At 55.2% G+C, this 15,968-nt stretch carries 12 protein-coding genes; all 12 read right to left on the bottom strand.

Annotated features, from left to right (window positions below):
* Positions 1-53: 53 nt before the first annotated feature.
* A complete protein-coding gene (locus EC9_RS08070; RefSeq protein WP_218934671.1) occupies positions 54-1,583 on the bottom strand; it encodes a DUF2961 domain-containing protein in 1,530 nt (509 codons plus the stop codon).
* Between the two features lie 117 nt (positions 1,584-1,700).
* Positions 1,701-4,499: a hypothetical protein gene (locus EC9_RS08065; RefSeq protein ID WP_145343910.1), complete on the bottom strand. Its 2,799-nt coding sequence runs from the start codon at positions 4,497-4,499 to the stop codon at positions 1,701-1,703.
* A gap of 191 nt (positions 4,500-4,690) precedes the next feature.
* Positions 4,691-5,179, bottom strand: coding sequence for a carboxypeptidase-like regulatory domain-containing protein (locus EC9_RS08060; protein WP_145343908.1), 489 nt, complete (start codon positions 5,177-5,179; stop codon positions 4,691-4,693).
* Between the two features lie 67 nt (positions 5,180-5,246).
* Positions 5,247-6,224, bottom strand: coding sequence for a DUF1559 domain-containing protein (locus EC9_RS08055; protein WP_218934670.1), 978 nt, complete (start codon positions 6,222-6,224; stop codon positions 5,247-5,249).
* Between the two features lie 168 nt (positions 6,225-6,392).
* Positions 6,393-6,851, bottom strand: coding sequence for a hypothetical protein (locus EC9_RS08050; RefSeq protein ID WP_145343904.1), 459 nt, complete (start codon positions 6,849-6,851; stop codon positions 6,393-6,395).
* A 55-nt stretch (positions 6,852-6,906) separates the two neighbouring features.
* The gene (locus EC9_RS08045) at positions 6,907-7,890 is read right to left on the bottom strand and encodes a DUF1559 domain-containing protein (protein ID WP_145349054.1); all 984 of its coding nucleotides are present in this window, start codon (positions 7,888-7,890) and stop codon (positions 6,907-6,909) included.
* A 29-nt stretch (positions 7,891-7,919) separates the two neighbouring features.
* The gene (locus tag EC9_RS08040) at positions 7,920-9,338 is read right to left on the bottom strand and encodes a FecR domain-containing protein (RefSeq protein ID WP_145343902.1); all 1,419 of its coding nucleotides are present in this window, start codon (positions 9,336-9,338) and stop codon (positions 7,920-7,922) included.
* The gene (locus EC9_RS08035; protein WP_145343900.1) at positions 9,335-9,883 is read right to left on the bottom strand and encodes a sigma-70 family RNA polymerase sigma factor; all 549 of its coding nucleotides are present in this window, start codon (positions 9,881-9,883) and stop codon (positions 9,335-9,337) included. The genes EC9_RS08040 and EC9_RS08035 overlap by 4 nt, the downstream gene beginning before the upstream one ends.
* Before the next feature lie 239 nt (positions 9,884-10,122).
* Positions 10,123-11,691, bottom strand: coding sequence for a BBP7 family outer membrane beta-barrel protein (locus EC9_RS08030; protein WP_145343898.1), 1,569 nt, complete (start codon positions 11,689-11,691; stop codon positions 10,123-10,125).
* A gap of 304 nt (positions 11,692-11,995) precedes the next feature.
* Complete coding sequence (cysN, locus tag EC9_RS08025; protein WP_145119469.1) at positions 11,996-13,945, bottom strand: sulfate adenylyltransferase subunit CysN; 1,950 nt, start codon at positions 13,943-13,945, stop codon at positions 11,996-11,998.
* Positions 13,946-14,086: 141 nt separating this feature from the next.
* Positions 14,087-14,998, bottom strand: coding sequence for a sulfate adenylyltransferase subunit CysD (gene cysD / locus EC9_RS08020; protein WP_145343896.1), 912 nt, complete (start codon positions 14,996-14,998; stop codon positions 14,087-14,089).
* 196 nt (positions 14,999-15,194) lie between these two features.
* On the bottom strand, positions 15,195-15,854 hold the full coding sequence (rsmG, locus tag EC9_RS08015) for a 16S rRNA (guanine(527)-N(7))-methyltransferase RsmG (protein WP_145093424.1): 660 nt from the start codon (positions 15,852-15,854) through the stop codon (positions 15,195-15,197).
* Positions 15,855-15,968 lie beyond the last annotated feature (114 nt).

Genomic DNA, 15,968 nt, shown 5'->3' with positions numbered 1-15,968 from the left:
CGCCACCATCAAAGCCCCCATCCTAACACCACAAGTGCGTAAGAAATCCAGGTTCAATTGGTACCGGTGTCGGCCAGAGGCAACAGCTGGTCACCTGATTCGGTCGTCAACTTGAAAGCATAAGCCCAGCCGCCGTGGTTGGTGCCGGTCGTGTTTGACAGCGTGAGCTGAATGAGGTTGTCCCCAGCCTGCAGCTGAATTGGAACCTCTCGTGAGCGAAAGGCTGTATGGTTGCCAAGGTCAACAGCCTGCTCTTGATTCACGTGCAACACCGCATGGTCATCGTAAGCGAGTCGGAGCACCGCTTCGGTTGGTTTGTCGACGGTAAAGATGGCTTGAGCCTGTCGGGCCGCGGGTTGATAGTGAACGCCGACGCCGTATTCGTGGGGGCGTTCGGATAAATTGAAATCCACAAAACCATGAAACGCCCGGTAAACTTCCCAATCTTCCGATATACGCGAATCCTGCAGACCGACTTGCAACGCCTGCTCGATCGCCACGTTGTCCTTGTTAGGCAGCACCTTCCCCAGTCGCCAGGCACCACTGTGATGCTCGATCACATCCATCTGGCCGCCGGCCAATGGCGTGTCGGGCAACAGCGTCTTGAAGTCGGGCATCTTCACAAACTGCTTCGGTTCCCCTTTTTGGTACCAGTAGACCATCGAACAAACATTGTTTTTCATCGTTGCAAATCGCATGTGTATCGATTCGCGGAAGGGTATTTGGTCTCGCGTGAAGAAGCGATAACCGACCAAACGCTGGACACGCCGGGCCTCCCCAATGTCTTCGTGTTCGTAGTAGGGAATGCCGGCATCCAGGTGTGTCTCGGGAGGATGGTGCGCACCGCCGTAGCTTGTCCCGAAGGTGTCTTCCCCGCCGATTCCTCGAATATAGGCCGGGTACTCGCCTTGGCCGTCAATATAGATATTGTCCGCGCCGGCATGACTCCAACGATCCACATTGTCGATCAAACGCAAACCATAGAAAAAGCCAACCAATTGGCCTTCGCCTAACGCATCGAGCATCAAATAGTCGCTGGAATAGCGTTTGGTTGGGTTCTCTTTTCGCCATCGCGCACAAAATCGGCGTTGCTCTTTCATTTCCTGGCCTGGGTAGCGATGCCAATCGACCTGGATAAAGCAGTTGTTTGCTTCTTCTCCCGTTTCGAGCTCGATTCGAGCGTTCTTCGAAAACGGCATATCGAAGTAACAATTGTAGCCAGAATACTGCTTTACGCTGATGAAGGGCGTGTTGATATCGTAAGCGTCTTCACCATGCATCACGCCAAAGAAGTCGCCAACGGGGGCTTCGACATGAGGTGTTTCGGCATCGTCAAAAAATATGCGAATCACCAATTTGCGGTTCGCCATGACGCTCTTTGCCGGATGCTTGAGCGTGATCCAGATGTGCTTGATGCAGCCGGGGCCTTCCAAGACCGCCCGGGTATCGGTTTGATGCGGCGCAATCCAACGTTTCACGGCAACTCGATCGGCAACCGGATTGTCGGGCAGTTGAAGCTGGAACGGGTTGTCGCCGATCGCCGACGCGGTTGCCGAGCCCCCGAGCAGGAATGCGGCAGACATTACAATCCGCCACTGTAATCCACGGACGTTCAACCAGCCTAAATTGCATTTTGGTAGTATCATCAGATGTTCATCAAGACTTTTAGGAGTTATCAAAGGGCAGCGTCGACCTAGCGACTAACGTTCAGTTACAGGAACGACAACATACGGCGTCTCCAAATTCCACTTTGGCCAGAAGCTGCCGCCGGTTTCGTGCTTGGCTTCTAGATAGTATTGAAAGTCGTAACTGGGATTGATCGCTTCGGCAGGTATAACGGCTTGGTAGGTCCCGCTATCTCCCTGTCGTTCCATCTCAATGCGTTTCCAGCTCATGGTCTGATTGAGTGGTCGGAAGTAGACCGACACCTGTTTCAGTGGTTTGTCACAGGAAACGCTCGCGTTGATCGTGATTGCTTGGCCCGCTCGGATCGACTCAAGACGTTGATGGGAAAAGCGAATCGGTGTGGTACTTGGCACTTCGCCCACGTAGCGCTGCATCGCCTCGCCTTCCTGCGAGGTCAATTCTTCATCGACAATTTTATTGTCGGCGAGCAATTTTGTTACATAATCGACATCGGCCTGAACATCGTCCAAACGATCCTTCCAGTGCCCAACGTGTTCATGAAGGCGCGACAAGAAGTCGGAATGATGCTCCTTGGAGAATCCCAGCACAAGATCGTCATAATATTGCCCATCGGTTAGTGCAACGATCTGTTGCCAATGCCGCTGGGTTTCAAGAATATGACGCCGTACGAGCTTCAGACGTGTCGGGTCCTTGGTCTGTCGGAAAAACTCCAGATGGGTCGCCGCCAGTTTCTTGTCAGCATGGTAGCGTGCCAGTAAAGCCAGAACTCTCAAGTCGATCACTGTTGATCGCAACTCGTTATCGTCTGGATTGGCGGAATCGCGGACGGTGGACGCATCTTCCACTGCGTCGAGTTTTTCATCCGTCGCATCAGCTAATTGGCGTAGATACTGGCTGACTTGAATCGGTGTCCACTTGGAATTGAGGTTGTTGTTGATCGCATCTTCAACGTAGCTGGAGTGTTTCGATGCCCAGCCTTCGCCACGCCAATGATTTCCCGATTGAAAAGGAGCGATTGCATAGAATTGAGAATAATCACTTGGTTGAATTCGGCGGTAAGCATCCAGATGCATGCAGGTCATCATCTCAGGCCAGAATCGAAAGCCGCCGGCGCTGAACTGGGTGGTTGTGGTTATCAATGGCAGGATCCGGCTTGCCGAGCGTAAAGCGGATCCAATTGACTCTGCTGTGCTTTGCTCATAACGATTTCTGAACTCTCGTTCCCAGACTTTCAGCGAAGTATCGGGGTTGTAGCCCCAGCGACCGAAGGCGAGATAAAACGGCCAGTATCTCTCCTGTTCCCAGCGATAATGCTCCAACGATGTGTCGGCCAACACGCGCCATTTACCGGGTGCATCCCCATAGCCCTGGTAGGACAGTGGCGCAAAGACCTCAAACCCGCGTCCTCCACCCAAAGTACAACTTTCGGCAAATCTCGCAGCAAAATCGGGATCTCCCCAAAGCAGCAGGCGAGACGTGCCGACATTCCACAACCGATACGTGACGCTGTAGTTGCGGTTGTGATGCAACATGCTTCCAAATCCATAGCGACTGGCGGCGTATGCGCGATCCTCCCAAGTCGGGTGATAGGGCAAGCCCATGTGTTCACACCAGTGCTTCGTTGACACGTTGACATCCAACCCTGCTTGTCTGGCCAAATCGATTGTGTGCTGGCTGAGGCTCTTGTATCGCAAATCAAGCTTCACCGGACGTCCACACGACGCGATTCCATCGAACAGCGTTTTGTAGTAGGTCTCTTGCTGGTCATGCGGAATGCCACTCTCCAAATTCATCCTCAACTGTACGCCTGAGATCTTGGGACAAACCTTCAACAGTTCCGCCAATCCCACCGCGCAGTACTTGGAGCGATCGCCCCCTTCCGGAAGGTTGATCACAGGGGACTTGCCAAAATCCAGTCCCTCGCGAACTGCAACCACAGGTAACTGGGTCCAAAGCCCAAGCGTGAAATCCACGCCATGTTCATCGGCGATTTCTGTAATCCTTCGAAAGCGATGCAGATGCGCGTTGCGATCTTGATCCGTCATCCCTTGGACCCCGACATCGGCATACTCCGGCGTCTTAACCATCCATGCATAGGGCGGGATCATGTAGTTTGTATTGTGCCCAAACGTCATGGAAAAATTGTTCAATCGGCACTTCGCCATCATCCCAAAGTACCAATGCCAAAACGCTTCACTTTCGTACCAAGCGCTTTCCAGCTCGCGATTAAACATCTGCTGCGTTACGCTACGAACGGCCAGGTGGGGCGACTCGCGTTGCTCGACGATCAGCTGACTCAACGGCTTATCGTCCTCTCCCGAAGCAATCGTCTGCGCGACTTCCAAAACGGCATAAGCCGTGCCACGCACATCTCTTCCGACCAGCAGGACATCGCACCCCGAATCATGGCCCCGTTTGGCGATCAACAGCGACTCCGCTTCGTCCGCGACCGACAGCTGGTATTGGTCGAGCATCCGGTCTAAAGCCTGGTGTTCACCCGGGCTACCGATCACAAAATTCACGTCCCATGACGCCTCTTGAAGCTCGCCTTCTCGGATGGTTCTCCCACTCTGTACCAAAGCGTCCTCCAACTCCTTGATCGCGTGCTGCACCGGCGCTGCAACACGGTTGGCAGTTGTGATCACAACCGATTCGGGGTGATCGGAAACGGCTTCTTGGCCACTGCAGATCCCCAAGGCAAATAGCGCGATAGCGCACCTGCTCAGACGTGCAATAATGCGTGAGATGGGTTGATCGAATGCTCCGCCGCGATCGCGCGGAGAAAAGAAAAAGATTCGGGAAAGCATGGTGAGGGTCTCGGCAGTCGAATGAAAGTTCTTCGGTGGTTGCATGGGAAATCGCAGTGTTTACAAAGCGGTTTTTCCGTTGCGCCAACCATCTGGTGAGCGCGTGTGATATTCAGTTGCAGCGGAACGTGAGAGCTTGCGCACGAACAGCCGGACAGAGCTGGGCGTTGGAATCCAGCCGAAAGGAGTGGGCGACCTTGGTCGCTGAGAGAACGGAGGAACGTGGACTAGACCACTTATTTCAAGTCAATGACCAGCGGATCGTTGTCCCCCTCTCGCACATCAAATTCGAGTTCGCTGGTCGAGCTGGAGCCATACTTTTCTGGGAACGGCAACTTTGAGTCTTTGATGTCCAGTGTGGCATACGCGGTCGGGTCGGGCTCGTTGCTGCTGGCCTCGGCCGCTTGCCCTGCGGTCACCTGGATTCGGTAATGGGAAACAGGGATTTCATTGGATCCACGAAACATCAAATTGAAGTGCCCCTCGGCATCTGTCGTTCCCGAGGCGGCAAACCCTTCCGCGGAGATCAACGTGATGGTCGTTCCCGAATCCAAGGGCTTACCTTTGCTGGTCAGGCTTCCGGCGACGGTGCCGGTTGGTCCTGTGAAACCTTGTGGTGAACAGCCCGACAGTGACAAAGCCACCAACACGATCAGGACAACAGGCGGGACAGGACGTACAGTTATCGCATCCATCTGATAGAAAAACTCCCATGCATTCAGCATTCGGAAAGGGTTTGAAAGGGCAGTGGTTCTTGCCGATACAAAGACCGGCAGGACTCGCAGAACACAGTTATTTCACGACCTGCCCGTCGTCGCGAACGCTCAAGAACGTCAGCGTATTAAGGTCGATCGTTTCAGACAGGAACTGCACGCTTCCATCCACTCTCGCAACCTGCACGCCACCAGGGTGAGCCGAAGCTAACGGCGTGTTTCGACGCCCACCCCCTTCAGCTGTCACCCCACTCGAACCCAACAAATCAGAGTTGGGGGCGTAGCGGACCGTAATCGTCGCCGCATTGACTTTTACAAATGCAGCCCCCTTCAATGTATCCACCGCCCCCATTTGCCAGCCCCAATGCAATCCCGGGCGAAGGTCTTCTTTGCTTGTGCGATTCGCATTGAAAATGTAGTTGGATATTTCCCCAACGATAATGGTATTGGATGTACCGTCGGTGCAATGATTCATCCCGACAAGCTCATTGATAGGTAACATGCCGCCAGAGCTATAAAGGCCATTGGGGTTTGTCCCCGTTGCATTGGCACGAACACTCGCGACATAATTTCCATCAGGACTGCTCTCGGCCCCTGAAATACCGTAGTAGCTAAATAGAAACAACTCATCGCCGCTATCAGCCCGAAATTCGTCCATTGGCGATGAAGGGCATTTACCGAAATCGACAGAAAAGCCATCGATCTGATCGCGATTCGCATTGCCGCTTGTCGTACCTGTCCAGCCGTGTCCAGGACCAAAGGTCCATCGATCATAGATTGCGTTCTGCTCACAGAATGGCATCAGGCGCAATCTCCAGTTGCTTCCCCATCCACCTCCACAGACACCTTCATCTCCATAAGGAAATTTGTGATAGGTGTCGTGGTAGTTCTGTAATGCCAGCCCCATTTGTTTCAGGTTGTTGCTGCATTGCATTCGACGGGCTGCCTCGCGTGCCGCCTGAACTGCTGGTAGAAGCAGTCCAACCAAAATCCCAATGATCGCGATGACGACTAAAAGCTCAACCAGAGTGAAGCCGGAACGATTTCCCGTGCGCATAAGTATGATTCCTGCAGAAAATGAATGGAAACGTTGTATGTGACAACCTGTGGCGTGAACCCAATGTTGCCACCACGCAACCATTTGCCTGCGATGGAGTGTTTCTTTCACACAAAATGCATTCTTTGGGAAATTTGATGCACATTGACGCAATTCGGCGAACTGCCACTATTCGATGTCAATAATCAGCGGCAGGTTGTCCCCCTCCCGAACTGCAAATTCGAGATCGCTGGTAGCGCTGGCACCGTATTTTTCAGGGAATGGACACGCACGAGACTCTTCCTTTAGCGCCTTCCGCAAATCAGCATCCATTTCAAAGTGCCCGCTTTGATTGATTCGCGCAGGGGCCAATTGAATCCGATAATGAGACACCGGAATATTTTCTGCACCGCGAAACATCAGCTGAAATGCCCCGTCGGAATCGGTCTCACCCGACGCTGCGAAACCTTCAAATGAGACAAAGGTCACAATGGTTCCAGCATTCAAAGGAACGCCTTTCCTGGTCAGCTTTCCCTGCACGGTACCGGTGGTTCCGGCAAACCCTTGTGGAGAACAGCCGGATTGCAACAACACGACAAGCAATCCAAGCACGTTGCAAATCGCCACGCTTCTATAGGAAGACAACATCTGCGGGGAACCTCTTAATACAACCCGAGAGTATTCGCTGGAAACCGTCGGAGGGCTACCGTCCCCGGATCGCCTGACCATCATTACGGACGCTTAGGTAGGTCAACGTGTTGATGTCAATCCTCTCATTCACAAAGTAGACACTGCCGTCAACGCGGGCCACTTGAGCGCCGCCAGGGTGCGCCGATGCCAGAGGCGTATTGCGTCGCCAGCCCCCCCCCACACTAGCTCCATCGGCCCACAAGACATTTGCATTAGGACTGTAACGGACGGTGACGGTCGCAGACGTCACAAACGCGCTTGCCCCTTTACCAGGCTTGGCTGCCCCCATCTGCCAGCCCCAGTGAAAACCAGGACGCAGATCTTGTTTTTCGATTCTTGCCGCATCGAGAATATAGTCCGATATTTCACCAACGATCAATGTATTCGACGTTCCATCGGTGCATTGGTCGATCCCGATCATTTCGTTCACGGGTAACATTCCATCGGCGGTGTAGATACCTCCGGGGTGATTGTCGGCAGGAATTGCCGTGTTGCGAGCGCTGGCAACATAGCTCCCATCTGGACTGTTCTCTGCACCTGAGATGCCGAAGTAGTTGAACATGAATAGTTGATCGCCACTGTCCTCCAGAAAGTCTTGCAGTGGCGAAGAGGCACACTTCCCCCAGCCGATGGCAACGCCGTCAATCAGCTGGCGATTCTCTTTGCCGATCGCGGTGAAGATCCACCCATGCCCCTTCCCATATTGCCATTGATCGTAGAGTGCGGTCTGTTCGCAATACGGAAGCAAACGGATTCTCCAATTGCTTCCCCAACCGCCGCTCACCCCTTCATCACCGTATGGAAACTTGAGATGACTATCGTGATAGTTGTGTAGCGCCAATCCGATCTGTTTGAGATTGTTACTGCACTGCATTCGACGCGATTCCTTGCGCGCAGCCTGAACGGCAGGTAGCAGCACGCTTGCGACGATCCCGACGATGACCAAAGAGGCCAGTACCTCGGTCATGGTGAATCCCGGATGGCGGTTCGAGCGCATCGGTCGTGTTCCGAAAGGGGAGTTAAAAATCACAGCGGCGTAACCACAATCCCATACATGCTGAAGTCGTTCGTTTTCTCTTCGGAAGCGTCCAGCTTTTCAGCGGAACTGCGGCGTGTACCGACTCCCCCTAGACGTATCGTTCCTGCTTGCGGCACTTCGCGTTGCCAAACGACGTGGCACCCGTCAACGCTCTCACCCGATCCCGCACCAAGATCGGTATGTTCGAGCTGATCGACCTGCAACCGCTTGTCGAAGTACGGCCCTTTGTCCAACCCAACTTGGAAACCGGTCTCAGTGAAGTCGCGTCGCAGCCAATCGGGAGCAGCTAGATTTTCATCGTACAACACATAAACGATCGCCGGCTTTCGGAGCGCAAGATCAATCTGTAATTTGGCCCCGTGATGCCGATCGTAATCCATGGTCATCACGTATTCTGCCCCTCGAAGTGGCAAGGGAATTGCCTCGCGTCCTATTCCGTTCCATTGGTGGTTGCGATCGACAAAAGCCGGCACATCTTCAGAGAAGGGTTGTTCCGCGACTCGGTAGGCCCCGTAGTCAGAATTGTCGATGATGTTGTCGTCGACGTACCTTATCAACCCGTTGGTATTCGATGTTCCATCGATGTCCAATTCATCTGGAAACAGCCCTGCGGCGATCGATGTTAGTGGAGTGACTTCACCAGCGGCATTGATGCTAACCGCATCGCCCTGTTGCAACAGGTGAGAATTGCGAACTTGCGACACCCGCATCTTCCCCTGAAAGACTGCGATGCTGTCGGGTTGGCCCGCGATCGAGGCTAACCCAAATCGGCCGCCGTGGTCGTTCACCTTGCAGAACGGTGTCTCGATAGAGATTGGAACGGCGTTTGGATGCGCGTCGGCAATCAGCCGCCCCGACAGTAAACGCAGTTGATTGCTCGCAACAATTTCCAGTTCCGCGGGCCCTTCGATCACAAGATCGACGTTGGCCAATAGGGTCAAGCCGATGGAACCCTCTGAAAATCGCAGCTTTCCAGGCCCCGTAAAGGTGCGTTCGGCGTAAACGCCATCGATTTCCAGGTCTTGCGCGGTCGAGAACGCGATCCGCGCCGTCGGCCCGACTGCGTTCCATTGCTTCGCAGCGAACAGCAGCAGCAAGAGCACGGCAGCAACCAAGACAAGATTCGATTGACGCGTTCGTCGACGGTCAACAATCGCGGGCACTCGCCCTACAGGGGCGGCCACAACCTCATCGCTGGGTTCCATTGCCATCGATTGCAATGAGGCATGCAATTGGGCGCAAGCGGCGTAATAGGCAAGCACGCGATCGTCGGTCTGCAGAAGCTGGTCCAGCTGTGCCCAATCGGCCTCAGAGCCGGCTCCCAGCAAACACAGATCGACCAACTGGGCGGTTTGTGGATCGATCTCTGGCAATTCAAACGGATCGTTCTCTTGAGGTAAACTCATGCAAGCGTCCTCATGCGAGTTACGCTGAATTGAACGCATTTCAGCAAATGCCTGCGAATTCGATGCATCCGAACGTAAACCGTGCTTGGCTTGATGTCCAGCTCCTGCGCGATCAGGTCAACATCCGACGCCGGTTGGTAGAACCGATTCAACAGCTCGCGTTGTCGATCCGACAAGCCTTCGACACAACCACGCAAGGCAACCAATTGGTCATCCACGACGTGCTGATTCGCATCGACACGCGCAATGATCCGTCCTACCGATTCCATCGACAACTGCTTCGGTGCGGTCGACTGCTGGCGATAATAGGCAAGCACCTTATTTCGAGCGAAGCCGCGCATCCAATACAGGAAGTTGCGATCGGGGTCGTACTGCGCTCGATTCATCCACAGCGCAGTCATCACCTCCTGAAGAACATCCTCAGCATGCGTCCGATTGGAGACCAGTGAAAAGATATAGTGGAGAACCTGTTCGCGACAATCGCTCAGCTGTTGCGCAAAATCGTCATCGGTGAAGCGGTTGTCGTCTGAACGCGTTGACTCCATCGCTGGTATTCCCAGGCAGGCTAGCAGACAGGCTCACGGCCCGATGATTTTGGGATTGCGACACGAGCAAAACCTCACGCTACCAGTTAAACCAACCAGACAGAATCTTTCGCAAAAACTTGTGTGTTTTGCGATTTAAATGGTTGGCACAACACCTCCTGCACAACCGTGCACTGAAAAAAGTGTTGACGCGCGCTCCGGCGATTGCTCAGGCAACTTTTTGATTCAGGCGGATTCGCCTAAAACCGGATGTCGGCACCAAAATTGGCACCGTGAGCCCAGAAATCGGTCTCGCGGAATTCGAATTCGGGACGCAGGACCGTGTCGACCAGCGGCATTTGTTCAGGGGGGAACAGGTTGGGGTTCAGATCGGTATCGATCTGGTCTCCAGCTCGGACAACGTTGCTGAGATAGAACAGCGAATATCCGGCGCGAAGCGTGACGTAACGCGTCACCCGAGCACCGAGGTTGAAGGTCAACTGAGGCAAGACCGCCAGTTCGTTCCGCTTGTATTCGCCGATGTTCGTCCGCTGCGCCAGCACGCCGCCGGGGAAGCGTTCCAGAAAACCGGCTTCGACGATGTCGCTGTAGCCATCGATCTGGACGGTTTGTTTGTTGTTACCCGCGGCGACTTTGGCGACCAGTTCGGTCGTAAACCGATTCCAGCGGCCGTGATAAGCCATGCCCAGCTCGATGCCGTTGAATTCGTTTTTCGTTTGGAAGCTCTCCCGAATCTGGAACGATCCCGGATTGGCAACGTCCAGACTGCGCAGGTCTTCCGCAAACACCAGGCTATCTCGCAGGTTGGCGTATCGATATCCAAACAGGACGTCGAACCGACCGATCTGCATGCTCAACGGACTGTTGATCGCAATCACATCGCATGGGCCAGGCGTTGGGCAAGTCGCACCGCGACCGTAGAGACCAAACGAGCTGAGCTTCGATTCCGCATCGACGCTGATCCGGCCGGAGACGAGGTTTTCGTAGGAGATCAATTGAGCGGTTTCGCGACCGTTGATTAGATCGAAGAACGGCCGACCGATGATGTTGGTCGGCGCGACTTGATCGTCCGAGGCGGCCGAAAAGGATTCGTTGCGGTCGAAGATCTTTAAGTAGTCACCTTCGAGCTGCCATCGCAAGTTGGGATCCAAGGCAAAGCCGGCGGTGATTCGATAACCACTCTGCCAACCACCGTTGAGGTCTTGTTGGCCAAACAGCACCGTCGTTCCGGTGCCGCCCAAGAAAGCGGCTTCGTTTTGCGGCGTCCCCGAAGGGCTGGAGGTGACCAGAGCGGGAGTGCGCATCCCTTCGGCGGACCAATATAAATAGTCGGGGTTGACCCAAAAGCGGCCGGTGCGGCGGAAGGGTAACCAGGTGCTAAACGTTCCGCCAAAGTTGGTGATCTGATTTCGAAACGCCGTCGGCAGGATGGCATACGGATCCTGGTCGCCATTGGCCGCCAATCGCGCATCGGCAATCCGCTCCGCCGCTTCGTTCTCTTGCAGTTCGTCTTCGAAATCTCGGTCCGCCAAATCTCGATTGTCCGATGGACTCGACGCTTCACTGGGGATCACGATCTGAGAATCGGCCAGCGAGGGGACTTGGATCCGCGACGGCTTTTTGTATGCGGGCTTCGGTGGGAGCGAAGCGACATCGACGCGATCGGTTTGCGATTGGCTCGACGTCTCGGCACCGTTGGATTCGGGAAAGCGAAAACGCCACGACGGACCGGCTGTCTCTTGTCCAACGACAAGCGACGCAGCGGGGACGCAGCATAAAGCGATCAGAATAACAACGCGAGCGAACAACGGATGACTCCCAACTATTCCGAAGAAAATCGAGCGAATTGCTCAAGTTTCCTGGAAGCGACGGGATCATCCGATATTTCGAACCCAGCGGTCAATACACATCCAGGCCGCTAGCGGCCTGTTTATGTAGGACTTTTCGGGAATTTTAGCTCGTCCACTGCGCCGCCGATCGATCGGCCGCGGATTCAACCATCGCGTGGCAGCAGATGCCAGCATTTAAAGAGAGGCTGAAATCGTGACAGCCAACACCCGGGCCTCGATGATCGAGGCCTTTGCATCAGATGTTCGGATACCGCCGGAGGTTTTAGCGGATGAAGCCGCGTTGTTTCAGCAGATCGATCACCGCGTCGACGCAGGCATCGATGCTTTGCGTATCGGTGTTCAGCGTCAGGTCGGCCGCTTCGGGAGCTTCATAGGGAGCGCTGACGCCAGGGAAATCTTGCAGCTTGCCCGCATCGGCGTCGGCGTATTGTCCGGTGGTGTCGCGCGAGCGACAGACGTCGATCGGTGCGTCGACGTGGATCGTCAAGAAGCGTTCCTTGCCGATCACGCTGGCCACCTTGTCGCGAACCGAAGCGTTGGGGGCGACAAACGATGCGATGCAGATCAGCCCCGAATCGTTCACCAGGTGAGCCGAGTAGGCGGCGCGGCGAAGGTTTTCGCTGCGATCTTCAAAACTGTATCCGAGGTCTTTGCTCAATCCGCGACGAACCTGTTGCCCATCGAGGACCGAGACCGAACGGCCCGAATCGAACAGCCGGCGTTCGACGGCGCGAGCGATCGTCGTTTTGCCGCTGCATGTCAGTCCAGTCAGCAAGACCGTCGCCGGCTTTTGGCCGTAACGGGCTTCACGTTCTTCGGAGCTGACTTGGCTCAACTGGCCGCTGCTATCCTCTTCGCCCGTCGATTCGGCGAGGTCTTCTTCCCAGATCGCTTGGCTCTTACCACTGGAGCTGCGGTCGAGGATCATGCCCGCGGCAACGGTTTCGTTGGTCAATCGATCGATCAGGATCAAGGCACCGGTCGCTCGGTTGTTGCGATAGGCGTCGAAGCAGATCGATTCGTTCAGCGACAATCGGCAGCGGCCGATCTCGTTCAGGTTCAATTGCGGCGATAGCGTTCGGTGGACAGTGTTTACATCGATTTGATAACGCAGCGTTTCGATCGCTCCGGTGACCGTTTGCGTCGCGTGTTTGACGACGTATGTCTTTCCGGGAACCATCGGGCTGGCGCTCATCCAAACCAGAATCGCTTCGATTGCGTCGGCGGTTTGCGGCACGTTACCCGGACGGACGATCATGTCGCCGCGGCTGCAATCGACTTCGTCAGCCAACGTCAGCGTGACCGATTGCGATGCAAACGCCTCTTCCAAGTTGCCGTCATGGGTCACGATCTCCTTGACCTTCGTCGTCTTGCGACTCGGCATGATCATGACCTCATCCCCTTGGCGGATGATGCCCGATGCGATCGTGCCGCAGAAGCCGCGGAAGTCGAGGTTGGGGCGATTGACCCATTGCACGGGGAAGCGGAAATCCTGCAGGTTGCGGTCCGATCCGATGTAGACCGACTCCAGGAAATTCATCAGCGTGCTGCCGCGGTACCACGGCGTGTTCGGGCTCGGTTCGACGACGTTGTCGCCATTCAGAGCCGACAACGGGATGAAGTGCAGATCGGGCAGGTCCAAGCGGACGGCAAACGATTTGTAGTCGGCGCAGATCTCGTTGTATTTCTCTTCGCTGAAATCGACAAGATCCATCTTGTTGATCGCGACGACAACGTGCCGGATGCCCAGCAGCGAAACGATAAAACTGTGCCGTTTGGTCTGTGTCATCACGCCGTGGCGGGCGTCGATCAGGATCACCGCGAGGTCGGCCGAACTGGCACCGGTCGCCATGTTCCGAGTGTATTGTTCGTGGCCGGGAGTGTCGGCAATGATGAACTTCCGCCGCGCGGTGCTGAAGTAGCGGTAGGCGACGTCGATCGTGATCCCCTGCTCTCGCTCCTCTTTCAAACCGTCGGTCGCCAGGGCCGGATCAAATTCACCGCCGGCAGCACCTTGGGTTTTCGAATCGGCTTCCATCTTGGCCAATTCGTCTTCGTAGAGCATCTTCGAATCGAACAACAGCCGCCCGATCAGCGTGCTTTTGCCATCGTCGACGCTACCGCAGGTGATGAAACGGAGCAGTTGCTTCTGCTCGTGCTGCTTCAAGTAGGCGTTGATGTCTGTCGAAATGAGGTCAGATTGATGCGACATGTCAGTTTTTTAAGGGCTTGGTGCGCCGTCAGGATCGATCGATGGCGAGATGGACGACGGAATGAAGTCTCAATGATTAAACAACGGATACAGAGTTCGAATTCCGGCGGACGCCCTGCGTCGTGGCGACCGCCGAAACGATTAGAAGTATCCGCGTTCCTTTTTCTTCTGCATGCCTGCCCCCCCCTCATCCTTATCGATCAGGCGGCCTTGGCGTTCGCTGGTGCGAGTTAGCAACATTTCTTGGATGATCTCGGGCAGTGTTGTCGCTTCGGATTCGACAGCGCCGGTCAACGGGTAACAGCCCAAGGTGCGGAAGCGGACCATCTTCTCCATCGGCTTTTCGCCCGGACGCAGTTGGACCCGGTCGTCGTCCAACATGATCAGCACGCCATCGCGCTCGACCACTTGGCGGACCGCCGATTTGTACAGCGGAACGATCGGGATGTTTTCCAGGTGGATGTATTGCCAAACATCCAGCTCGGTCCAGTTGCTCAGCGGGAAGACGCGGATGCTCTCCCCTTTATTGACCTTGGTGTTGTACAGGTTCCACAGCTCGGGACGCTGATTTTTCGGGTCCCAGCGATGGCGGCGGTCGCGGAACGAAAAGACGCGTTCCTTCGCTCGGCTCTTCTCTTCGTCGCGGCGAGCCCCACCAAAGGCGGCGTCGAAGCCGTATTTGTCCAACGCCTGCTTGAGGCCGTCGGTCTTCATCACCTCGGTGTGCTTTTCGCTGTCGTCCAACGGGTGGATCCCAAGCTCACGCCCTTCTTCATTGACGTGGACGATCAAATCCAACCCCAGTTCATCGCGAACGTAGGTATCGCGGAATTCAATCATCTCGCGGAATTTCCACGTCGTATCGACATGCATCAGCGGGAACGGCGGCTTGGCAGGATAAAATGCCTTCAGGGCCAACTGCACCATGACGGCCGAATCTTTGCCGATCGAATAGAGCATCACCGGGTTCTGAAACTCCGAAACCACTTCGCGGATGATGTGGATGCTCTCGGCTTCGAGCTGTTTTAGATGCGTTAAGTTGTAATCAGTCATGGATTTTTGTTAGCTTTTGTCCGGCACCGGGAACAGAAGTTGGGGGGCGTTGGTTCGCCCAAGCGGATCGAACCCCAGGGCGAAAACGGGGACCGATGGATGGCCCACGCGATCATCTGGGCGTTGGCCAGACGAAGTATAAACGACTTCGTCGTAAACGTTTAGCCCAGGCGTTGCCGGGCTGGAGCGTGGGAAATTACTTGCGAACCACGGGGACGCCGTGCTTCCAAATCTGCAGGATCACCCCTTCGTTTTCGGTCTCAGGCATTTGATAGCTGGCGACCTTTCGCAATTGCAAGCCTTTCATCACGCCGTGATGACGGGCTTCATTGCGTTCTTCGACCCACTTGGGGCCTTTGACTGCGAGCACCTGGCCGATCGAAGCCCAATGCGGCTCCAACCAAGTGCACAGTTTGCGAAGCGAGCCGACGGCGCGGACAACGATCGTGTCGAATCGCAGATCGTGCAACAGATCCTCGGCGCGGGCCGCGTAAACGGTGATCGGCAGGTTCAGTTCGGAAACGATATCGTTGAGGACTTGGGCTTTCTTGCCGACCGATTCGGCCAGCGACACCTGCAGGTCGGGGCGGACGATCGACAGCGGAATCCCGGGGACGCCACCGCCCGAACCGAGGTCGAGGACTTCGTGGTCGTCGGGGATGATGTTGGCCAGTTGGGTGACGTCGAGCATGTCGCGCGTCCCAAACAGCTGCCACGTCGTGTGCCGCGTCAGATTGACCTTCTCGTTCCATTCCCACATCAAACGGGCATAGTCTTGCAATCCCTCGAGTTGATCGTCGGGCAGGCTGATCTTTTCTTGAGCGAGTGCCTGCAGGAATTCGGGTTCAACGGTCATTCAATCTCTTTGTCTTGTTGTCTTTTGGTTGGTCTTCTGTAAACCAGATCGCGCGTCGGGTAAGCTGGTCGATCGCCTTGTTCGCGGATCGTTCGCGGCAGAAGCTGCGATCGT

Origin of the sequence: Rosistilla ulvae (genome assembly GCF_007741475.1) — a bacterium.
Lineage (GTDB): Bacteria > Planctomycetota > Planctomycetia > Pirellulales > Pirellulaceae > Rosistilla > Rosistilla ulvae.
The sequence above is the reverse complement of the archived record's forward strand: the minus strand, read 5'-3'. Positions and strand labels throughout refer to the sequence as shown.